The sequence below is a fragment of the Microbacterium sp. Cr-K32 genome (assembly GCF_000708345.1).
Classification (GTDB): Bacteria; Actinomycetota; Actinomycetes; order Actinomycetales; family Microbacteriaceae; genus Microbacterium; species Microbacterium maritypicum_A.
The window spans coordinates 103,628-123,076 of sequence record NZ_JARD01000015.1 but is presented as its reverse complement, the minus strand read 5'-3'; the positions used below and the strand labels follow the sequence as shown (position 1 = coordinate 123,076).

Below are 19,449 nucleotides of genomic sequence, written 5' to 3'. Positions count from 1 at the left end.
GCGCGGTGAACAACCTCGCCGTGGTGGCGCACGCCGCCGAAGACCTGCGGATCGAAGACATCGGAGCCCCGGCGCCCCGATCGGACGAGGCCGTCGTGGGCATCGCCTACGGCGGCATCTGCGGATCCGACCTCCACTACTGGCAGCACGGCGCGGCCGGTGCATCGGTGCTGCGCGAGCCGATGATCCTCGGGCACGAGGTGTCCGGGGTCGTGGCCGTCGCTGCGGCCGACGGCACGGGACCGGCTGTCGGCACCCCCGTGGCCGTCCATCCGCTCACCGCGCACGGCGACGGTCGCACGCCCTGGCCCCCCGAGCATCCGAATCTCGCACCGGCCTCGACGTATCTCGGGTCGGCGATGCACCTGCCGCACACGCAGGGAGCCTTCGCGCGGCGCGTGGCGCTCCCTGCGCGCATGCTGTATCCGCTTCCTTCCGGCCTCGACCTGCAGACGGCGGCGCTGGCAGAGCCCGCGGCCGTCGCCTGGCACGGGGTGCAGAGGGCGGGGGGTGTGCGGGACCGGCGAGTGGTCGTGATCGGCGCCGGACCCATCGGTCAGCTCGTCGCCGCCGTCGCCCAGCGTGCCGGCGCGTCCTCCGTGACCGTCACCGACCTGCAGCAGCGGCCGAGGGAGATCGCCGAGGCGCGCGGGATCCGAGCGATCGATGCGCGGGCTGAGACCGAGATCTCCGAGCTGTATGCCGATGTCGTGATCGAGTCGAGCGGAACGGTTCCAGGGCTCGACGCCGCCGTCTCCGCTGCTTTCCGCGGGGGCACGGTGGTGATGTTGGGACTCCAGCGCGGGGGAGCGGTTCCCGCGCCGATGGCCACGGCGATCGCTCGCGAGCTCACGCTGCGGGGGTCCTTCCGCTTCGGCGCGGAGTTCGGCGAGGTCATCGCCGCCCTCGCCGATGGCAGCCTCGACGTGCGCGGTATCATCAGCCAGGTGGTGCCAGTGGACGACGCGCTCGACGCGTTCGCACTGGCCGCCGACCCCGCGAGTTCCTGCAAGGTGCTCGTCGACTTCGGCCGGGAGGCATGAGCGTGCGCGTCGTCGTGATGGGCCCGAGCGGTTCGGGCAAGTCGACCGTGGGTGCGTTCCTCGCCGAGAGTCTCGGTGCGCGCTTCATCGACGGCGATGATCTGCATCCGGCCGCGAACGTCCGCAAGATGGCGGCCGGGGTGCCTCTGGATGACACGGATCGGCTGCCCTGGCTCCGTCTGGTCGGCGAGACGCTGCAGAGTGAGGACCGCGTCGTCGTGGCGTGCTCGGCGCTCAAGCGCGTCTATCGCGACGTCATCCGGACCGGAGCGCCCGAGACGTTCTTCGCCGAACTCGCGATCGGTCGCGCGGTGCTCGAGGAGCGGGTGCGGCTGCGGGCCGATCACTTCATGCCGGCGGCGCTCCTGGACTCGCAGCTTCAGACGCTCGAATCGCTCGAGGCCGATGAGGCCGGAATCCGGGTGGACGAGTCGGCGGACGTCCGGACCGCGGCTGCCGTCATCGCCGAAGCGGCACAGCGGCGCTGAGAGTTCAAACCAGAGCGTGCGGAGACGGCTCTGCGACCGGCGGTCAGTCCTTGCGGTATCCCGAGCGTCCCATCGCGAACAGCGCGATGAATGAGGTGACGGCTGCGCACACGGTCATGGCGCCGATCAGCCAGAGGAGTGCGTGCGAGAGGAAGGCGCCGTCGAGCATGGGGGTTCTCCGTGTTCTGCAGAAAAAGGACCGGTGTCCTCAGCCTATCGGGTCATCCGGTACCATTGAGGCTGTACCTCGGCGAGGGATGCTTCTGCGCGTGCGCGAACATCCGTTATCGACGCGGCGAAGCAAGCCCGGTGGCTTTCCTCCTGCGTCAGCGAGTTCGAAAATTCCAAGACCACCGCGCGGCGCCTTCGCTGCGTGTCCCGAAGGAGAACCCATGTCTGAAGACACCAAGGTCCAGGCCGAGCTCCGCGAGAGCTTCGGCAAGGGCTTCGCCCGCCGCCTCCGCGCCGCCGGCAAGATCCCCGCCGTCATCTACGGCCACGGCACCGAGCCGGTGCACGTCGCGCTGCCGGGCCACCAGGTCTCGCTCATCATCCGTCGCGCCAACGCGCTTCTCGAGCTCGACATCGAGGGCAAGGGCCAGCTCGCCCTCGTCAAGGACGTCCAGCGCGACCCGGTGCACCAGATCATCGAGCACATCGACCTGCTCGTCGTGAAGAAGGGCGAGAAGGTCGCCATCGACGTCCCGATCGTCGTCACGGGCGAGTCCGCTGCCGGCACCATCGTCAACCTCGACGCGACCACGCTGTCGATCGAGGCCGAGGCCACGCACATCCCGCAGAACATCGAGGTCTCCGTCGAGGGACTGGAAGAGGGCGCGCACATCACCGGCGCCGACGTGAAGCTCCCCAAGGGCTCCACGCTGCTCTCCGACCCCGAGGTCCTCGTCGTGGCGATCTCGGTCCCGGCTGCACCCACCGAGGATGACGAAGAGGCCGCCGAGGCCGGCGAGGCCACCGAGGCTGCCGAAGAGGCCGCCGCGGAGTGACCTCCGACTGATTCATCACAGAGGGGACGCGATCCGATCGCGTCCCCTCTGTCGTATCCTGACCGGGGCTGCGCACCCGGCGGGGAGAGGACGACGACATGGCATCGACCTGGCTCGTGGTGGGGCTCGGCAACCCCGGCCCGCGATACGAGGCCACGCGACACAACATCGGGCAGATGGTGGTCGATGAGCTGGCATCGCGGCGCGGCGAAGCCTTCCGTGAGCACAAGGGCGGAGCCCGCGTCGTCGAGACGTGGGTGCGCCCCGGCGCGGACAAGCTCGTGCTGGCCAAGCCGAACACCTTCATGAACGTCTCCGGGACCCCGGTGGCGGCGCTGGCCCGGTTCTACTCGGTGCGGCCAGAGCAGGTGATCGTGGTACACGATGAACTCGACATCCCGTTCGACACGGTCAAGCTCAAGACCGGGGGAGGACACGGCGGACACAACGGTGTCCGTGATGTCGCACGGGCGCTGAGCACTGCCGACTTTCCGCGTGTGCGGGTGGGCATCGGCCGTCCGGTCGGGCGTCAGGATCCCGCGGACTGGGTGCTCGCCCCGTTCGGCAAGGAAGAGCGGCCGAACCTGCCGATCCTCATCGCGGACGCCGCCGACGCGGTCGAGCTGCTGGTCGACGAAGGCCTTCTCGCGGCACAGCAGAAGCACCACGCGCCCCGCTGAGACGGCCGCTGCGGGGTCGTGGCCCGGTCAGGCCGTATAGGTCGACACGCCCGTCGCAGCGCCCGCGGTCAGCGCGACGACCAGGGCGATGAAGAAGATCACCGACGCCAGGACCGCGACCACGAGAGCGGCGATTCCTGCGCCGCGGCCACGCTTCTTGGCGATCGCGACGATACCGAGCACGATCGCTGCGATGCCGACGAGGGTCCCGAGCCAGAAGGAGAGCTCCGCCCAGAGCACCTGGTCCCGTACCGGGGTGAGCACGCGGAGGTCGTCGGCGGTGACCGATGCGCCGTTCGGGAGGAACCGACCGATCTCGAACGCGCTGATGCTCACGACGATCGCCGGCACCACCGCCGCGACGAGCGCGAGAACCAGCGCAAGTGTTCCGAAGAGTCCGGAGGTGGACGGTGTCGCGGCGTCGGGCACCTGATAGGCGCCGGCCGGGGTCGCGTAGCCGCCGACAGGCACCTGGTAGGCCCCGGGAGGGGCTGCCGGATACCCGGGCGCGGGCGCTGCCGGGTAGCCGGAGGGCGTTGCCGGAGGATACGGCGCACCCGCCGGGGGATACGCGGGAGCTGCAGGGGGATACGCGGGAGCTGCCGGAGGGTACCCGGGGGCGGTCGGCGGCGGGAACGCGCCGGTCGCGGGCGACGCAGACGGGTCGGAGGGCACGGCACCGGGCGGGGGAGGCAGCTGCGGATCAGTCACGCCCCCATCCTAAGGCGAGGCTCAGACGCGCCGGAGCAGACCCACCCGGTCGTACACGTCGGAGAGGGTCGCGTCGGCGACGGCGTCAGCGCGCGCGGCGTTCTCCGCCAGGATGCGATCGAGCTCGGCAGGATCGTCGAGCAGCTCGAGGGCCCTGGCACGCACCGGCTCGAACTCGTTCACGACGACCTCGGCAAGACCCTTCTTGAAGTCGCCGTAACCGCGACCCGCGTATTCGTCCTCGATCGCGGCGACCTGGCGCCCGGTGAGGGCCGCGTAGATCGTGAGCAGGTTCGAGACGCCGGGCTTGTTCTCGCGGTCGAACCGCACCGATCCCTCGTTGTCGGTCACCGCACGCATGATCTTCTTCGCCGACTTCGCCGGGTCGTCGAGCATCCACAGCACGCCGGCATCGCTTTCGGCCGACTTCGACATCTTCGACGTCGGGTTCTGCAGGTCGTAGATGCGCGCGGTCTCCTTCTGGATGACCGGCATCGGCACGGTGAAGGTCTCGCCGAAGCGCGAGTTGAAGCGCTCGGCGAGGTCGCGCGTGAGCTCGACGTGCTGCTTCTGGTCGTCACCCACCGGCACCACGTCGGTCTGGTACAGCAGGATGTCGGCGGCCATCAGCACCGGGTACGTGAACAGTCCGACGCTGGTGGAGTCCGCGCCGTACCGCGAGGACTTGTCCTTGAACTGGGTCATCCGGCCGGCCTCGCCGAAGCCCGTGATCGTGCTGAGGATCCACGCGAGCTCAGCGTGTGCTCGCACGTGCGACTGCACGTACAGCGTCGACAGCGACGGCTCGATGCCGGCCGCGATGTACTGGGCGGCCGTGCGACGCGTCTTCTCGCGGAGCTCGGCCGGATCCTGGGCGACCGTGATCGCGTGCAGGTCGACGACGGAGAAGAACGCGTCGTAGGAGCTCTGCAGGTCCCGCCACTGGAGCAGCGCGCCGATGTAGTTGCCGATCTGGAGGGAGTCGGCGGAGGGCTGCATTCCGGAGTAAAGGCGAGGTTTCGTCACGGAGTCAATCCTATGGGGTGCGTGCCGTGCCCCTACGATGGGCGCATGGCCTCCGTATCCCCGCGCTCACGGTCGCGAGGGGATCGGGCCCTCTATGTCGAGATCCTCATCGTCGCGCCCCTGGACGAGGTGTGGCGGCTGAAGCAGGATCCGGCCTCGCACGTGCGCGGGGATGCGCGTTTCAGCGACATCGTGCCGCAGCGCACCCGAGCAGACGGTGCGCAGGACTTCCGCTACGAGCTCGATCTCGTGGTGCACACGATCCGCGGGACCGGCGTATCGCACGCCACGAAGGAGAGCCCCTCGGGAGAGCGCACCTCCGCGCTGCTCTTCGACACCGACGATGCGCTCTCGCCGCTCGGAACCGGGCGCGGCTACTGGCGCTACGTGCCGACGGAGAAGGGCGTGCGATTCCTCACCGGCTACGACTACGCACCGGGATGGGGATGGCTGGGACGCGTTCTCGATCCGCTGGTGACCCGACGGTTCGTCTGGTGGCTCACCGCCCGCAGCTTCGATCGTCTCCGGTTGTGGGCCGAGCTGGGCATACCTCCGGAGGAGACCAGCGGCTGGCGGTCGCTCCGGCGCGGGTACCGACCACGCGCACGCAACTGCCTCTCGCGCCCCCGGCGCACCGGGCGGACCATCATGGAGGACGCACCGGTATCCCTCGAGGAGATCGCATGACGACCGGGACCGGGATCTTCGAGCGCGCACTGGGAGCCGACTTCGCGCGCCTCCATCCGCAGCTGCAGCGCCGCTTCGGGGTCGGCGTGGACGCCGGATACGGCTGCATCGGACGCGGGGTGATGTCCGAGGTCCGGCGAGGCCCGTGGTGGACCCTGCCTTTCCTGCTCATCGGCACGTTCCGCAACATCCTGTTCCCCGAGCGGGGGCGGGATGTGCCGTTCCGGATCGACAACCTGGCCTACGTCGACGACTTCGGTCGCGAGACCGTGACCTTCGTGCGGACGATGGACGTGCGCCCCGGCCGCCGCCGCCGATTCGACGCGACCATGATCTACAGCGACGCACGTCGACGGGTGGTCGACTATCTGGGTACGCACCAGCACCTGGCCGTCGACCTCGATCTGGCCGTCACCGACGACGGCGGGCTCCTGCTCACCTCGGGCGCACAGCGCTTCTACGAGGGGCCCATCGCCTTCCGCTTCCCGATGCTCTTCAGCGGGCGCGCTCGGCTCATCGAGCGCTACGACGACGAGCAGGAGCGGTATCTGATCGACCTCGAGATCCACAACGATGTCTTCGGGTTCCTGTTCGGCTACCGCGGTGCCTTCACCTGCGAGTTCGTCGGCGGACCGGCTCCGGAGACCGTCAAGCCGTACCGCGAGGAGAGCCGCGAGTGACCGCGCGCGGAGCCGCCTTTCTCGAAGCGCTGGGGGAGGAGGCGGAGAGGCTTCATCCCGAGATCCTGGCGCAGATGCGCGTCGAGGCGAGGAACGACGGAGCCGAGGGGGTCTTCGCGGTCGCCGGCAGCCGGTTCGGGCGCCTCGCCGCCCTCGCGTCGCCCCTCGTCGGGCCGCGGCTGCTCGTCACGCGGTTCGGCCGCGACGTGCCCTTCCGGATCGATACCGTGTCCGGTCGATCGCCCTCGGGGCGGCCGACGCTCGACACGGTCCGGGAGTTCCGTTTCGCCGACACGACACAGCACGTCGTCGACCGGCTCTTCGCGACGGGACATCCCGGCCTCGTCCAGAATGCGCTGGGGTCGAGGGGTCGGGTCGAGATGCTCGAGAAGTGCTCGGTGACCGACGACGGTGCGCTGCGCATGCGCACTCGGGCCGTCGCGCTGCGTCTTGGGCGATGCAGGATCGCGCTACGCGGGATTCTCCGCATCGACGTCGATCTCGTGGACGGCTGGGACGACACTCACGACCGACGCACCATCGAGATGCGCGCGACGAGTCCCGTGCTCGGGACCGTCCTGGAGTACCGGGGATGGTACCGCTACGCGGATGCCACCCCCGGCGCCGCTCAATAGCGGTAGTCGACGACGACGGGCGCGTGGTCGCTCCAGCGCTGGTCATAGGCCGCAGCGCGCGCGACGTGGTAGGTCTCCACACGCTCGGCGAGTGCAGGCGTCGCCAGGTGGTAGTCGATGCGCCACCCGGAGTCGTTGTCGAACGCCTGCCCGCGCATCGACCACCAGGTGTACGGTCCGTCGACCTCGCCGTGGAACTTCCGCCCCACGTCGATCCAGCCGAGGCCGGTGCCCACGGTGCCGTCGACACCGGAGACCTCCGCGCCGGCCTCGCCGAGGAACCGATCGAAGTACGCGCGCTCGCGGGGAAGGAAACCGGCCTTCTTGCGGTTTCCTCGCCAGTTCTTGATGTCGAGCTCGCGGTGTCCGACGTTCAGGTCGCCGGTCACGAGGGCGAGGGCGCCGTCGGCGCCGAGTTCAGCGAGCCGCGTGCCGAACGCGTCGAGGAACTTCCACTTCTCATCCTGCTTCGGGGTGTCGGCCTCGCCGGAGTGCACGTAGGCGCTCACCACGGTCAGCGGACGGTCGCCGATCAGGTAGTCGGCCTCGATCCATCGCCCCTTGGAGTCGAAGTCGTCGGGTCCGAAGGCCGTGCGCGAGGCCAGCGCAGGCGTGCGGCTGGCGATGGCGACGCCGGCACGTCCCTTCGCGGTGGCCTCGTCGTGGACGAGCGACCAGCCGGGGAGCGCGGCCTCGAGATGCTCGTCCTGCCCGCGCACCTCTTGCAGCGTGAGGATGTCGACTCCGGCGTCGTCGAGCCAGGAGCTCATCCCGTTGCGAGCCGCCGCTCGGATTCCGTTGACATTGACCGTGGCGATACGCAGATGAGGCATGGTCACAAGCCTAACGAGCGCTGCCGACATCCCGTCCCGGTCGGTGCAGTTCGGAGAGCAGACGCTGGGCGAGCGGCGTGCTCGGATCGGGCGGCGGGGGAGGAGAGTCCTCGAGGTCGGCGAGCTCCTGCTCCGCGTCGCGCACGGCCTTCGCCGCGCTCCACGCGCGGTACCAGGGCGCGGCTTCACGTGCGGCATGGGCTTCGCGCACGCGGATGCGCGCAGCCGTCAGCAGGGCCTGATACTCCGCCATGCGGCGCTCGGCCTCGGTCAGCGTGAGGAGGGGCAGGTCGCGGTCCTGTGCAGCGACCGCGATCCACGAGGAGGCCACCAGCATCACCACGCCGTTGATGCGGAACCAGAGCAGCAGACCGATGAAGATCGCGAACGTCGCGAGCAGCGGGTTGGACGGGGTGTAGCTGAGGAGGAACCCCGCACCGAACTGCAGGATCGTCATCGCGCCGCCGCCCAGGAGAGCGCCGGGCCAGATCGTCTGCCAGTGCAGGGAGGTCCCGGTGAGGAATCGGACCATCGCCGCCAGGGCGCCCGACATCAGCGCGAAGGAGACGATGACGGCGCCGATGCGGATGAGGATCACCCCGTTCGAGCTGGAGTCCCAGCCGAGCAGACCGAGGAACCAGCTCAGGATCGCGGCGCTCGCCGAGCTGAGGACCGAACCGGCCACCAGGGAAGCTCCGAAGATCACCGCCGCGAGCAGGTCGCGCGCCTTCAGGATCACGTAGCTGCGGCGATCGGGCGGCAGACCGAAGATGTCTCTGGTCGCACGACGAGAAAATGTGACCCAGCCGATCGCGGTCCAGACCACGGTGCCGAGCGCGATCAGACCGGTGACGCTCAGCACTCCGGTGGTGCTCGCCGCGATGTCCTTCACCTGATCGGGCGTGACCACACCACCCTCGGGAAGGATCAGATTGGGGATGTAGCTGTTGATCATCGCGATGAGGGCGTCGACGGCTTCATCGCTGCCGCCGAGCCAGAGTCCGGCGATCGCGAAGGCCAGGTAGATCGCGGCGAAGATCGCGAAGAGGGCCTGGTAGCTCACGCCCGCGGCGAGGAGGAATCCGTTGTGCTGCAGGAAGTGGCGCCAGACGCGCACGGGGAACAGTCCGAGGGTGCGCTGCGTCAGCGCGGTCGCGCGCTCGACGGCCGCATCGAGGCGACCGGGGTCGGTCGCAGAGCCATCGGGTTCGGACACCTCCCCACCCTATCCAAGAGCGGAACGGGCGTGAGCAGGGCAGGAACGCAGAACAGGCGGCCCCGGAAGGGGACCGCCTGTTCTCACGTTGTTGCCTGTCGCGGCGTCAGGGGCGACCGCGGAGCACGGCCTGCTTGACCTCGGCGATCGCCTTGGTCACCTCGATGCCACGGGGGCAGGCCTCGGAGCAGTTGAAGGTGGTGCGGCAGCGCCACACGCCTTCCTTGTCGTTGAGGATGTCGAGGCGGACAGCCGCGTTGTCGTCACGGGAGTCGAAGATGAAGCGGTGCGCGTTGACGATCGCCGCCGGCCCGAAGTACTGGCCGTCGGTCCAGAACACGGGGCACGACGAGGTGCACGCGGCGCACAGGATGCACTTGGTGGTGTCGTCGAAGATCTCGCGGTCGGCGATGGACTGGACGCGCTCCTTGCCCTTCTCCGGAACGGAGCTGGCGACGAGGAACGGCTGCACCTCGCGGTATGACGCGAAGAACGGCTCCATGTCGACGACGAGGTCCTTCTCGAGCGGCAGACCCTTGATCGCCTCGACGTAGATCGGCTTCGAGATGTCGAGGTCCTTGATCAGCGTCTTGCAGGCCAGGCGGTTGCGGCCGTTGATGCGCATGGCGTCGGAGCCGCAGATGCCGTGGGCGCACGAGCGCCGGAAGGTGAGCGAGCCGTCGACCTCCCACTTGATCTTGTGCAGGGCGTCGAGCACGCGGTCGGTGGAGTAGAGCTCCACGTCGTAGTCGACCCAGTGCGGCTCGGAGTCGACCTCCGGGTTGAACCGGCGGATGTTGAACGTGACGATGAAGGACTGGATGCCGGTCTCTTCGGTCGTGTCGGCAGGTGCCTCTGCGATGGCGGTCGACATGCTCAGTACTTCCTCTCCATCGGCGGGTAGTTGAACTCGCCCTGATCGTTCTTCGTGAAGACGACCGGCTTCCAGTCGAGCTTGATGTGGTCGCTCGGCGTGGAGGAGTGCGGATCACCGGTCAGGTAAGCCATGGTGTGCTTCATGTACTTCTCGTCGTTGCGCTTCGGGAAGTCGTCGCGCATGTGGCCGCCGCGGCTCTCCTCGCGGTTCTGCGCGGCGTAGACGACGACCTCGGCGATGTCGAGGAGGAAGCCCAGCTCGACGGCTTCGAGCAGGTCGGTGTTGAACCGCTGACCCTTGTCGTCGACGTGCACGTTCTTGTAGCGCTCACGCAGCTCGGCGATGACGCCGAGCACGTGCTGGAGGGAGTCGTGCGTGCGGAACACCTGCGCGCCCTTGTCCATCTCGTCCTGCAGCGTCTTGCGCAGGACGGCGATGCGCTCGGTGCCCTGGTTGTTGCGCAGGTCCTCGAGCATGCCCGACACGAAGCCGGCGGGGTTCTCGGGGAGGGGGACGAACTCGGCGGTCTTGACGTACTCGACGGCGTTGCGGCCGGCGCGCTTGCCGAAGACGTTGATGTCGAGCAGCGAGTTGGTGCCGAGGCGGTTGGCGCCGTGCACCGAGACGCAGGCGCACTCGCCCGCGGCGTAGAGGCCGGGGACGACGGTGGTGTTGTCCGCGAGGACCTCGCCGTCGTTGTTGGTCGGGATGCCGCCCATCGCGTAGTGCGCGGTGGGCATCACGGGCACGGGCTCGACGACCGGGTCGACACCGAGGTACGTGCGGGCGAACTCGGTGATGTCGGGGAGCTTGGTCTCGAGCACCTCGGCGCCCAGGTGCGTGCAGTCGAGCAGCACGTAGTCCTTGTGGGGGCCGGCGCCGCGCCCGTCCAGGACCTCCTGCACCATGCAGCGCGCGACGATGTCACGCGGGGCGAGGTCCTTGATGGTGGGGGCGTAGCGCTCCATGAAGCGCTCACCGGAGGCGTTGCGCAGGATCGCGCCTTCGCCTCGTGCGCCCTCGGTCAGGAGGATGCCGAGACCGGCGAGCCCGGTCGGGTGGAACTGGAAGAACTCCAGGTCCTCGAGGGGGAGTCCCTTGCGCCACACGATGCCGACGCCGTCACCCGTGAGGGTGTGCGCGTTCGAGGTGGTCTTGAAGATCTTGCCGAAGCCGCCGGTCGCGAAGATCACGGCCTTGGCCTGGAAGACGTGCAGCTCGCCGGTGGCCAGGTCATATGCGACGACGCCGGAGACCTGGGTCTTGCCGTCGGCGTCCTTCACCGTGAGCAGGTCGAGCACGTAGAACTCGTTGAAGAAGTTGATGCCGAGCTTGACGCAGTTCTGGAACAGCGTCTGCAGGATCATGTGGCCGGTGCGGTCGGCGGCGTAGCAGGCCCGGCGGACCGGAGTCTTGCCGTGCTCGGCCGTGTGACCGCCGAAGCGACGCTGGTCGATCTTTCCCTCGGGCGTGCGGTTGAACGGGAGGCCCATGTTCTCGAGGTCGATGACCGCGTCGATGGCCTCCTTCGCGAGGATCTCGGCGGCGTCCTGGTCGACGAGGTAGTCGCCGCCCTTCACGGTGTCGAAGGTGTGCCACTCCCAGGAGTCCTCTTCGACGTTCGCAAGGGCTGCCGCCATGCCGCCCTGCGCCGCACCGGTGTGCGAGCGCGTGGGGTACAGCTTGGAGATCACCGCGGTCTTCGCGCCAGGGCCCGCTTCGATGGCGGCACGCATGCCCGCTCCACCGGCTCCCACGATCACGATGTCGAACTGGTGGTAGTGCACGCCGTCACGGACGACGGAATCCTGCGTCTCGGTAGTCACTTCTCGTATGCCTTCTTCTAGTTCCCGACGATCGCGGCGCATTCGGACCAGAGGACGCTGTCCTCGGTCACACCCAGGCACGGGTCGAACGTGAAGACCACGAGCGTGCCGAGGATGATGAGCAGGCCGGCGGCCAGCCCGAGCGCCCAGACCAGCGCCTTGCGCGCCGTGCTGTTCGTCACGTAGTCGTTCACGATGGTGCGCATGCCGTTGGCGCCGTGGATGAGTGCGAGCCACAGCATCAGCACATCCCACCACTGCCAGAACGGCGTGGCGAACTTGCCCGCGATGAACGCGAAGTCGAGGGCGTGGATGCCTTCGCCGACCATGAGGTTGACGAACAGGTGACCGAAGATCAGCACGACGAGCACGACGCCCGAGACGCGCATGAAGATCCAGCCCCACTTCTCGAGATTGACGCCGCGGCGGCGACGAGCCGGGGCGGCGGCGATGGTCTGTGCAGACATCAGTGTCCCCCTCCGAATCCGGCGAACGCGAGCATCAGGTGGCGGGGCACGAAGCCGGCCATGATGATGCCCCACACCAGCAGGACGCCCCAGAACAGCTGGCGCTGGTACTTGGCGCCCTTCGACCAGAAGTCGACGGCGATGATGCGCAGGCCGTTCATCGCGTGGAACACGATGCCGGCGACGAGCACGACCTCACCGAGGGCCATGATCGGGTTCTTGTATGTCCCGATGACGGCGTTGTACGCCTCCGGTGACACCCTGATCAGCGCCGTGTCGAGCACGTGCACCAACAGGAAGAAGAAGATGGCGACTCCGGTGATGCGGTGAAGCACCCACGACCACATGCCTTCGCGACCCCGGTAGAGGGTGCCGCGGGGGGTCTTGGACGTGGTTTCCGAAATCGACGGTGTCAAGCGGGCGCTTGTGGACACGGTCGTCCTCCCTGGATCGATGTGACTCGGTCGCGTGCGCTGCGCTTGTCCAAGTGTGAGCCTGTCGAAGTGTCAGGCACGCCCGATCGGTGACCATCCTATTCCTGTCAGATCACTGGGAGCGACGAAGGGGAGCCTAAGTGTCTCGATGTCGAGATGATCGCTGCGGCTACCCTGGGCAGGGTGAGCACACCCATCGAGGACTTTTACGCAGTGATCCCCGCCGGCGGCATCGGCAGCAGGCTGTGGCCGCTCTCTCGTGCGGATGCACCGAAGTTCCTGCATGACCTGACGGGATCCGGACACTCCTTGCTGCGCGACACCTGGGATCGGCTCGTGCCGCTCGCCGGTGCGGATCGGATCGCCGTGGTCACCGGCCGGGCTCACCGGGCGGCCGTCGAGGCGGAGTTGCCGGGGATCCCCGACCTGAACGTGTTCCTGGAGTCGGAGCCGCGCGAGTCGGCAGCCGCGATCGGGCTCGCCGCGGCCATCCTGCACCGTCGCAATCCCGACGTGATCATCGGCTCCTTCAGCGCGGACCACGTGATCCGCGGCACCCGGGTGTTCGAGTTCGCCGTGCGCGATGCGGTCGAGGTGGCGCGTGAGGGCTACATCTGCACGATCGGCATCACGCCGACCGAGCCGGCGATCGGCTTCGGCTACATCAAGATGGGACCCGAGCTCGTCGTCGACGGTGCGCGTGAGGCCGCGCTGGTGGCGAGCTTCGTGGAGAAGCCCGACCTCGAGACCGCCAAGGCGTACATCGCCGACCGCGGCTACCTCTGGAACGCGGGCATGTTCATCGCCAAGGCCGGTGTGCTGCTGGAAGAGCTGGCCGTGAACGAGCCTGAGCTGCACGCGGGACTGCTCGAACTCGCCGAGGCCTGGGACGATCGCGACCGTCGTGGCCCCGCGGTCGATCGGATCTGGCCGCGACTGAAGAAGATCGCCATCGACTACGCCGTCGCCGAGCCCGCCGCCCGACGGGGACGCCTCGCCGTGGTCCCCGGTCACTTCGACTGGGACGACGTGGGGGACTTCGCGTCGCTGACGAAGCTCATCACCAACGGTCGCAAGAACGACCTCGCCGTGCTCGGCCCGAACGCGCGGGTGCTCACGGATGGTGCGAGTGGGATCCTCGTCAGCCAGACGTCCCGCGTCATCAGCCTGGTGGGGGTGCAGGACATCGTCGTGGTCGACACCCCCGACGCGCTGCTGGTCACGACGGTGCAGAATGCGCAGCGGGTGAAGAGCGTCGTCGAGTCGCTCAAGCTCACCGGTCGCGGGGACGTGCTCTGACGTCTGCTCCGATGAGCAGGCGGAGACGCTCATCGGCTGTCTTGATTTCAGCTTGGTAACCATTGGCCAGCACGTGCGGCACGGGCGTGCACAAAAGCCGAAACAGTAGGTAACTTTGATCGATCCGCGATGGCCGCGGTTTCGTTGAGGGAGGCATCAGTTGACCATCTCCACCACCAAGAAGCTGCTCGGCGTCACCGTCGCCGCTGGCGTCGTCTTCGCACTCGCCGGTTGCGGCCAGGCTCCGACAGACAAGCCCGCCGGCTCCGGCGAGCCGGTTGCCTCCGACTTCCTTCCCTGCCTCGTCTCCGACGCCGGCGGATGGAACGACAAGTCGTTCAACCAGTCCGCCAAGGAGGGCATGGACAGCGCCGCCAAGGAGCTGGACATCAAGCCGCTCGAGTTCGAGTCGGCCAACGACAACGACTACGCGCCGAACCTCGAGACCGCGGTCTCGGAGGGCTGCTCGCTCATCGTCTCGGTCGGCTTCAAGCTGTCCGCCGCGACGGTCGAGTCGGCTCTCGCGAACCCCGACATCGACTACGCGATCATCGACGACTGGGCCGACAACGACTTCGACGGCAACGTCGATGCTCCCAACATCAAGCCCCTGGTCTTCGACACGGCTCAGGCCGCATACCTCGGTGGTTACGCCGCCGCGTCCTGGTCCGCGCAGAGCGGCGTGAACAAGGTCGGCACCTTCGGTGGAATGCAGATTCCGTCGGTCGCCGTGTTCATGGACGGCTACCAGCTCGGTGTCGAGAAGTACAACGAGGACAAGTCCGCTGCGGTCGAGGTCTTCGGCTGGGACGAGGCCACGCAGAAGGGCTCGTTCACGGGCGGCTTCGACGCGAACGACACCGCCAAGCAGACCGCACAGGGTGTGCTCGACCAGGGCGTCGACGTCATCCTCCCGGTCGGCGGCCCCGTCTACCAGAGCGCGGCTGCGGCGATCGCCGACAGCGGCAAGGACACCCTGATGCTCGGTGTCGACAGCGACCTCGCCGTCGCCGACCCGAGTGTCGCCGGCATCACGCTCGTCTCGATCATGAAGGCGATCGACGTCGCCGTGAAGGACGCGACCATGGCCGCGGCCCAGGGCGAGTTCGACCCGGCCCCGTACGTGGGCACGCTCGAGAACGAGGGCGTCAAGCTCTCCGGCTTCGGTGACTTCGAGTCGAAGCTCCCGGAAGGTCTGACCGACGAGCTCAAGACTCTGCAGGAGCAGATCATCTCGGGCGACATCAAGGTGGAGTCCCCGAACTCCCCGACCTCCAAGTAAATCCGTCGCAGTTCCCGCACGGGGCGAGTGGTGAGCAGGATGCCACTCGCCCCGTGTCGTGGACGCACGATGATCCCCCTGGAAGACTCGTCTGGATGGCTCTTCTGGATGACTCTTCTGGATAAGGTGCAGATATGAAGCTCGAACTTCGCGGCATCACCAAGCGATTCGGCACCCTCGTTGCCAACGACCACATCGATCTGGTGGTCGAACCGGGTGAGATCCACGCGCTGCTCGGTGAGAACGGCGCAGGCAAGTCCACCCTCATGAATGTCCTCTACGGCCTGTATCAGGCCGACGAGGGCGAGATCCTCCTCGACGACGAGGTGCAGCGCTTCCGCGGTCCCGGTGACGCGATGGCTGCGGGGATCGGCATGGTCCACCAGCACTTCATGCTCGTCCCGGTGTTCACCGTGGCCGAGAACGTCATGCTCGGACATGAGCAGACCAAGGCCCTCGGCACGCTCGACATCGCGAAGGCGCGAGAGCACGTGCGATCGGTCGCGGCCCGCTTCGGCTTCGACATCGACCCCGACGCGCTGGTCGGAGATCTTCCCGTCGGCGTGCAGCAGCGCGTCGAGATCATCAAGGCGCTGTCGCGTGACGCGAAGGTGCTCGTGTTCGACGAGCCCACCGCGGTGCTCACTCCGCAGGAGACGGACGAGCTGATGGGCATCATGCGCCAACTGCGTGACGAGGGCACGGCGATCGTGTTCATCACGCACAAGCTCCGTGAGGTCCGCGAGGTCGCGGACAAGATCACGATCGTGCGCCTCGGCAAGGTCGTGGGTGAGGCTTCGCCCACAGCGACGAACTCCGAGCTGGCATCGCTCATGGTCGGCCGCGCGGTCGAGCTCACCGTGCACAAGGAGCCGCCGCGCCTGGGCGAGGGCGGCTTCGAGGTCACGGGTCTGCGCGTTCTGACGCCCACCGGCGCCATCGTCGTCGACGGGGTCGATTTCGCCGTCCGGCCGGGGGAGGTGCTCGCGATCGCGGGCGTCCAGGGCAACGGTCAGACCGAGCTGGTGGAGGCCATCGTCGGTCTCGCCGCCCGTGTCGAAGGCAGCATCCGACTCGACGGCAACGAACTCGTCGGCAAGAGCGTGCGGGCGATCCTCGACGCCGGCGTCGGCTTCGTGCCGGAAGACCGGACGGAAGACGGCCTGGTGGCCGGGTTCTCCGTCGCCGAGAACCTGATCCTCGACCGTTCGGACGACCCGGCGTTCAGCCGCGCCGGCACGCTGCGGCGTGGAGCACTCGACGAGTTCGCCCGTGCGCGCATCAAGGAGTACGACATCCGCACGCAGGGTCCCGAGACCCCCGCCGGCACGCTGTCCGGCGGAAACCAGCAGAAGGTCGTCATCGCCAGGGAGATGAGCCGCGATCTGCGCCTTCTCGTCGCGGCGCAGCCCACCCGCGGCGTGGACGTCGGCTCGATCGAGTTCATCCACAAGCGGATCATCGAGACGCGTGACGCGGGTGTGCCCGTGATCGTGGTCTCCACGGAGCTCGACGAGGTCGCAGCTCTCGCCGATCGGATCGCGGTCATGTACCGCGGCACGATCGTCGGCATCGTCCCCGGCGACACGCCTCGGGAGACGCTCGGACTCATGATGGCCGGAGCGGCCGAAGGGGAGGTGGCCGCGTGAGCGGAGCGACGCCCGGCGCAGGAGATGTGACCAAGGGGATCCCGCCGCAGGAGCTCGCCACGAGCACCGGCACGGTCCCGCGCGACCCTTCCGACGTGCCGCCGCCCCCGCGCGGCAACGTCATCCTCAAGGAGATCCTCCGCGGCAGCGCCGTGACCACGGTCCTCGCGATCGTGCTGGCGCTCATCGTCGGCGGCATCCTCATCGCGCTGACGAACGAAGACGTCCAGGCGGCATCCGTCTACTTCTTCGCGCAGCCCGGTGACACGTTCGTCGCCGCCTGGAACGCCGTCTACAACGGATACGAGGCGCTGTTCCGCGGGGCCATCTTCAACGCCCGTGGCGCGGACTTCGCGGCGCAGATCCGACCCCTCACCAACACGCTCGGCTTCGCGGCACCGCTCATCGCGGCCGGCCTCGGCGTCGCGCTGGCGTTCCGCGTCGGGCTGTTCAACATCGGTGCCCGCGGTCAGATGCTGATCGGCGTCGCCGTCGCCGCGCTGCTGACGTTCTCGCTCGACCTGCCGATCTGGCTGCACATCCCGGTCACGCTCATCGCCGGTATCGCGGGCGGTGCGCTCTGGGGTGCGATCGCGGGACTCATCAAGGCCCGCACCGGTGCGCATGAGGTGATCCTCACGATCATGCTCAACTACATCGCGTACTACCTGCTGCTCTGGATGATCCGCACCCCGGGGCTGCTGCAGAAGCCGGGCACCAACCAGGCCCTCGGATCGGCGACGCCGGAGAGCGCGCAGTTCCCGACGCTGCTCGGACCGCAGTTCCCCCTTCTCGACCTCGGCTTCGTGATCGTGATCGTGGCGACACTGTTCGTCTGGTGGCTCATCGAGCGCTCGTCGCTCGGCATGCGGATGCGCGCCGTGGGCGAGAACCCGCACGCCGCGCGGGCCGCGGGCATCAGCGTGCAGCGCATCTACGTGTACGCCATGCTCTTCGCGGGTGGCCTCGCGGGCCTCGCGGGCATGAATCAGATCCAGGGAGCGGTGACCACGGGTGTCACCGAGACGATCGACGCCGGCATCGGCTTCGACGCCATCACCGTCGCCCTCCTCGGGCGCAGTCGTGCCTGGGGCACGTTCGCCGCCGGCATCCTGTTCGGCGCGCTCAAGGCGGGGTCGTTCTCGATGCAGGCGCAGGACATCCCGGTCGACATCGTGCTCGTCGTGCAGTCGCTCGTCGTGCTGTTCATCGCCGCGCCGCCGCTGCTGCGCACGGTGTTCTTCCTCCCCAAGACCGATATCGAGAAGGCGGCACGGCTCAGAGCCAAGGCCGCGAAGAAGGCGGTGGCGGCATGATGTCCCTCGTGCAGACCCAGGCCGCCGACGGCACGGTGCAGCTCGCGACCGTGAAGGAGCGGCACCTCAAGGCGCCGATCGTGCTGGCCGGAGCGACCGTGCTCCTGGCCCTGCTGTTCCTGCTCGTGCCGCGCGACGGCATCAGCACGTTCCGCCTTTCCGACCAGTCCTCGGCGCTCGCGCTGCCGGATGTGGCGCTGCCGACGGCCTCGACCTTCTGGGTCGTGTTCGGCATCCTCGTGGTGCTCACGGTGGGGGCGTTCCTGCGGGCATGGACCTACCGTCCGCCGTCCCTGTGGCTCGTGATCGCCTTCAGCGTGCTGGCCGTCTTCGCGTTCCTCGTCTGGGCCTCCGCCGGCGGACTCGTGCCGGTCACGAGCCTGCTGTTCGGCGCGGTCTCGCTCTCGGTGCCCCTGGTGTTCGGTGCCCTGGGCGGTGTCATCGGCGAGCGTGCCGGCGTCGTGAACGTCGCGATCGAGGGGCAGCTGCTTCTCGGCGCCTTCTCGGCAGCGCTCCTGTCGAGCATCACCGGAAACCCGTTCGTCGGCCTGGTCGGCGCGATGATCGGCGGCGTCCTGGTGGCGAGCGTCCTCGCCGCGTTCGCGATCAAGTATCTGGTCGAGCAGGTCATCGTCGGTGTCGTCCTCAACGTGCTCGTCACCGGTCTCACCGGCTTCCTCTACGGCGCACTCCTCGCTCCGAACGAGGCGACCCTGAACACACCCGTGCGATTCCCGCGCGTCGAGATCCCGGTCCTCAGCGACATCCCGATCATCGGGCCGGTGCTGTTCAACCAGACCTTCATCGGGTACCTGATGTTCATCACGGTCGCCGTGGTGGCCTGGGGCCTCTACCGCACCCGGTGGGGTCTGCGGCTGCGTGCCGTCGGCGAGCACCCGCAGGCGGCCGACACCGTGGGCATCAAGGTGAACCCGACCCGGTTCTGGAACGTGCTGCTCGCCGGCGCGATCGCCGGCATGGGAGGTGCGTACTTCACCCTCGTCTCGGTGCCGCAGTTCGGCAAGGACATGACGGCCGGGCTCGGCTTCATCGCCCTCGCCGCTGTGATCTTCGGCCGATGGGATCCCATCCGTGCGACCCTCGCGGCGCTGCTGTTCGGTTTCGCGACCAACCTGCAGAACCTGCTGTCGATCCTGAAGACGCCCATCCCGGGCGAGTTCATGCTGATGCTGCCGTATGTCGTGACGCTGCTCGCGGTCGCCGGATTCGCCGGGCAGATCAAGGCCCCTGCCGCAGACGGCAAGCCCTACATCAAGTCGTAGCCCTGCCGGA

General features: G+C 68.1%; 21 protein-coding genes. 12 read left to right on the top strand and 9 right to left on the bottom strand.

Translation table 11 applies throughout. From position 1 onward, the window contains the following. Nucleotides 1-5 precede the first annotated feature (5 nt). Nucleotides 6-1,043: a zinc-binding dehydrogenase gene (locus tag GZ64_RS0107720; RefSeq protein WP_029265730.1), complete on the top strand. Its 1,038-nt coding sequence runs from the start codon at nt 6-8 to the stop codon at nt 1,041-1,043. Next, complete coding sequence (locus GZ64_RS0107715; RefSeq protein ID WP_029260553.1) at nt 1,040-1,531, top strand: gluconokinase; 492 nt, start codon at nt 1,040-1,042, stop codon at nt 1,529-1,531. Before GZ64_RS0107720 ends, GZ64_RS0107715 begins: the two co-directional genes overlap by 4 nt. Nucleotides 1,532-1,574: 43 nt before the next feature. Here GZ64_RS0107715 and GZ64_RS20260 read toward each other — a convergent pair whose 3' ends face one another. Continuing rightward, nucleotides 1,575-1,700, bottom strand: a complete 126-nt coding sequence (locus tag GZ64_RS20260) for a hypothetical protein (protein WP_017828452.1) — start codon at nt 1,698-1,700, stop codon at nt 1,575-1,577. A gap of 223 nt (nt 1,701-1,923) precedes the next feature. On the opposite strand from GZ64_RS20260, the gene GZ64_RS0107705 reads away from it, so the two are divergent. Together GZ64_RS0107705 and pth are read left to right on the top strand one after the other, a co-directional pair. Then, the gene (locus tag GZ64_RS0107705; RefSeq protein ID WP_021199722.1) at nt 1,924-2,538 is read left to right on the top strand and encodes a 50S ribosomal protein L25/general stress protein Ctc; all 615 of its coding nucleotides are present in this window, start codon (nt 1,924-1,926) and stop codon (nt 2,536-2,538) included. A gap of 98 nt (nt 2,539-2,636) precedes the next feature. After that, nucleotides 2,637-3,218: an aminoacyl-tRNA hydrolase gene (gene pth / locus GZ64_RS0107700; protein ID WP_029265728.1), complete on the top strand. Its 582-nt coding sequence runs from the start codon at nt 2,637-2,639 to the stop codon at nt 3,216-3,218. Nucleotides 3,219-3,245: 27 nt separating this feature from the next. On the opposite strand, the gene GZ64_RS20175 is transcribed toward pth, so the two are convergent. Then, a complete protein-coding gene (locus tag GZ64_RS20175; protein ID WP_231479848.1) occupies nt 3,246-3,929 on the bottom strand; it encodes a hypothetical protein in 684 nt (227 codons plus the stop codon). A gap of 21 nt (nt 3,930-3,950) precedes the next feature. Next, nucleotides 3,951-4,955, bottom strand: coding sequence for a tryptophan--tRNA ligase (gene trpS / locus GZ64_RS0107690; RefSeq protein WP_081859695.1), 1,005 nt, complete (start codon nt 4,953-4,955; stop codon nt 3,951-3,953). A 45-nt stretch (nt 4,956-5,000) separates the two neighbouring features. On the opposite strand from trpS, the gene GZ64_RS0107685 reads away from it, so the two are divergent. Genes GZ64_RS0107685 through GZ64_RS0107675 form a run of 3 tightly spaced genes read left to right on the top strand, consistent with a single transcriptional unit; the run spans nt 5,001 to nt 6,957 of the window. After that, the gene (locus GZ64_RS0107685) at nt 5,001-5,642 is read left to right on the top strand and encodes an SRPBCC family protein (RefSeq protein ID WP_136025466.1); all 642 of its coding nucleotides are present in this window, start codon (nt 5,001-5,003) and stop codon (nt 5,640-5,642) included. Further along, complete coding sequence (locus GZ64_RS0107680) at nt 5,639-6,322, top strand: DUF4166 domain-containing protein (protein WP_029265723.1); 684 nt, start codon at nt 5,639-5,641, stop codon at nt 6,320-6,322. The genes GZ64_RS0107685 and GZ64_RS0107680 overlap by 4 nt, the downstream gene beginning before the upstream one ends. Then, nucleotides 6,319-6,957 carry a DUF4166 domain-containing protein gene (locus tag GZ64_RS0107675; RefSeq protein ID WP_051667892.1) on the top strand — a complete coding sequence of 213 codons (639 nt, stop codon included), beginning with the start codon at nt 6,319-6,321 and terminating at the stop codon, nt 6,955-6,957. The genes GZ64_RS0107680 and GZ64_RS0107675 overlap by 4 nt, the downstream gene beginning before the upstream one ends. Here the strand turns inward: GZ64_RS0107675 and GZ64_RS0107670 are convergent. The 6 genes from GZ64_RS0107670 to sdhC form a co-directional block, all read right to left on the bottom strand. Continuing rightward, complete coding sequence (locus tag GZ64_RS0107670) at nt 6,951-7,790, bottom strand: exodeoxyribonuclease III (protein ID WP_029265719.1); 840 nt, start codon at nt 7,788-7,790, stop codon at nt 6,951-6,953. The two genes, GZ64_RS0107675 and GZ64_RS0107670, sit on opposite strands and share 7 nt — an antisense overlap. A gap of 10 nt (nt 7,791-7,800) precedes the next feature. Next, nucleotides 7,801-9,006: a YihY/virulence factor BrkB family protein gene (locus GZ64_RS0107665; protein ID WP_029265717.1), complete on the bottom strand. Its 1,206-nt coding sequence runs from the start codon at nt 9,004-9,006 to the stop codon at nt 7,801-7,803. A 106-nt stretch (nt 9,007-9,112) separates the two neighbouring features. Then, entirely contained in the window at nt 9,113-9,880 is a 768-nt protein-coding gene (locus GZ64_RS0107660) for a succinate dehydrogenase iron-sulfur subunit (protein WP_021199713.1), read from the bottom strand. A 2-nt stretch (nt 9,881-9,882) separates the two neighbouring features. Beyond that, nucleotides 9,883-11,709, bottom strand: a complete 1,827-nt coding sequence (gene sdhA / locus GZ64_RS0107655; protein ID WP_021199712.1) for a succinate dehydrogenase flavoprotein subunit — start codon at nt 11,707-11,709, stop codon at nt 9,883-9,885. A 17-nt stretch (nt 11,710-11,726) separates the two neighbouring features. Then, the gene (locus GZ64_RS0107650) at nt 11,727-12,176 is read right to left on the bottom strand and encodes a succinate dehydrogenase hydrophobic membrane anchor subunit (protein ID WP_029260561.1); all 450 of its coding nucleotides are present in this window, start codon (nt 12,174-12,176) and stop codon (nt 11,727-11,729) included. Further along, on the bottom strand, nt 12,176-12,610 hold the full coding sequence (sdhC, locus tag GZ64_RS0107645; protein ID WP_072591539.1) for a succinate dehydrogenase, cytochrome b556 subunit: 435 nt from the start codon (nt 12,608-12,610) through the stop codon (nt 12,176-12,178). Before sdhC ends, GZ64_RS0107650 begins: the two co-directional genes overlap by 1 nt. Nucleotides 12,611-12,793: 183 nt before the next feature. Between sdhC and GZ64_RS0107640 the strand changes: the two genes are divergently transcribed. From GZ64_RS0107640 to GZ64_RS0107620, 5 genes are all read left to right on the top strand, one after another. Then, complete coding sequence (locus GZ64_RS0107640; protein ID WP_029265715.1) at nt 12,794-13,909, top strand: mannose-1-phosphate guanylyltransferase; 1,116 nt, start codon at nt 12,794-12,796, stop codon at nt 13,907-13,909. A 160-nt stretch (nt 13,910-14,069) separates the two neighbouring features. Continuing rightward, nucleotides 14,070-15,191 (top strand): BMP family lipoprotein, encoded by a 1,122-nt coding sequence (locus GZ64_RS0107635; RefSeq protein WP_021199708.1) that lies wholly within the window; start codon nt 14,070-14,072, stop codon nt 15,189-15,191. A gap of 134 nt (nt 15,192-15,325) precedes the next feature. Continuing rightward, nucleotides 15,326-16,840 (top strand): ABC transporter ATP-binding protein, encoded by a 1,515-nt coding sequence (locus tag GZ64_RS0107630; protein WP_021199707.1) that lies wholly within the window; start codon nt 15,326-15,328, stop codon nt 16,838-16,840. Then, a complete protein-coding gene (locus tag GZ64_RS0107625; RefSeq protein ID WP_029265713.1) occupies nt 16,837-18,156 on the top strand; it encodes an ABC transporter permease in 1,320 nt (439 codons plus the stop codon). Before GZ64_RS0107630 ends, GZ64_RS0107625 begins: the two co-directional genes overlap by 4 nt. After that, nucleotides 18,156-19,439 (top strand): ABC transporter permease, encoded by a 1,284-nt coding sequence (locus tag GZ64_RS0107620; protein WP_029260565.1) that lies wholly within the window; start codon nt 18,156-18,158, stop codon nt 19,437-19,439. The genes GZ64_RS0107625 and GZ64_RS0107620 overlap by 1 nt, the downstream gene beginning before the upstream one ends. Nucleotides 19,440-19,449 lie beyond the last annotated feature (10 nt).